1 pseudogene is annotated in these 1617 nt (G+C 75.3%); it reads right to left on the bottom strand.

Annotated features, from left to right (window positions below):
* Positions 1 to 1617, bottom strand: a pseudogene (locus tag NJQ99_RS16255) (hypothetical protein); the annotation flags it as partial.

The following is a 1617-nucleotide window of genomic DNA, read 5'->3' as shown; positions in this document are numbered from 1 at the left end:
TCCGCCGGGATCGTGATGTCGACCGCGTCGGGCAGCCCCGTGCCCGTCCAGTCGGCCGCGTTGAGGTTGTTCTGCGCGGTCACGTCGCGCGCCGCCTCGTAGTCCGCATTGCTGAACAGCGGCTGCGTCCGCTGCCCGCCGATGACGGGCATGTTCTGCGCGAAGCTCGCGTCCGCCTGCGCCCGCGCCGCCTCGGCCCGCGCCGTCTGCGCCGCGGCGAGCCGATCGCCCCACGAGAAATTGATGCCCGCGTCGTACAGGATCGATTCGTCGCTCCGGTTCCCCGCCAGCCTGCCCTGCGCCCGCATCGCGTCGAGGAACGCCTTCGCCTGGTCCGGCGTGCCGACATAGACCGTCTGCACAACCCCGGTCTGCGACGTCCCCGCCGCCTCGTCCACGATCTCGCGCGTCAGCGGCACCGCGACCGCCACCGGGTCCGCGCCCCGCGTGCCCCTGTTCTGCGTCACCGCGAAGCGGATCGCCTCCCCACGGTCCGCGAACACCCCAACCTGGCTGCCGAACAGCGTCGTGGGGGCCGCCGCCTCCTGCTGCGCCGCGACAAGGTTCGCGCGCGCCTGCATCCGCGGACCCCAGTCGGCGATGCCCGCCTGCCGCGCCGCCCCGTCCAGGTCGAAGCCCGCCGGGATCGTGCCCGCCTTCTGCTGCGCCGCCACCTCCCGCGCGAGGTCCGCCGGGTGGCCGGTCAGCGCCATCGGCTCGTTCCGCGTCGTGCCCCCGCCATAGTCGCGCCGGTACTCCGGCACGACGACGGTCACCGCCTGCGTCGCCGGGTTGCCGCCCCGGCCGTTCTCGCGGTTCCAGTCCCACGCCATCTCCCGCACCTGGTCGAGCGACGCGCCGCCCTGCGGGGTCAGCGTCACGTCGCCCGTCGCGCTGGCGGGCGGGGTGTTGCGCGAGGCGGCATCCAGCATGATCTCCTGGATGCGCGCCTGCTCGGCGGCGCGGGCGCGCTGCGCAGCAATCGCCGGATCCTCGCCCGCGGGCTGCTGCGGGCGGCGCATCGCGCCCACGCTGCCGCCCCCGGACGCACCCGAAGGCGCGGGCGCTGCGGACGGCGTGGACACCAGTCCCCCGCCAACCGGGCTGCCGCCGCCGCGCGGCCCGTTCGCGCCCGTGGCCACCGGGCCCGTCACGCCGCCGCCCCCGGTGCGCGCCGTCAGCGCCCCGCCCTGCGCACTCCCGCCAACCGTCACCGTGCCGGTGTAGTCGAGACCCGGCGTGTTCTGCCGCGCCACCGTCCCGTTCGGATAGCGCACCTCGCCCGCGATCCCGCCCGTGCGCGGGTTCGGCGTACCCGTCAGCGTCGCCCCGTCCGAGCGCACGATGGTCGTCGATTGCGGCCGCAGCGCCTGCCCGCCCAGCGACACCCCCGCCGACGCCATGATCTGCGCCGCCGCCACCGCCTGCCCGCTGGCGATCGTCCGCCGCTCGGCATGATAGCCGTCCATGAACGCCTGCGAGACGAAGCCGCGCCGCTGCAGCTCGCCCACGTCCAGCTGCCCGTTGTAGGAGCCCGCCGTCCCCCACTCCGCCCAGTTCATCCGGGCAAGCGCCTTGCCCCCCTCGGCGTTGTTGGGAAGGTTCACCGTGCCGTCG

The sequence above is a fragment of the Futiania mangrovi genome (genome assembly GCF_024158125.1).
GTDB lineage: Bacteria > Pseudomonadota > Alphaproteobacteria > Futianiales > Futianiaceae > Futiania > Futiania mangrovi.
Note: the sequence above shows the minus strand (reverse complement) of the source record. Positions and strands in the feature narration are given on the sequence as shown.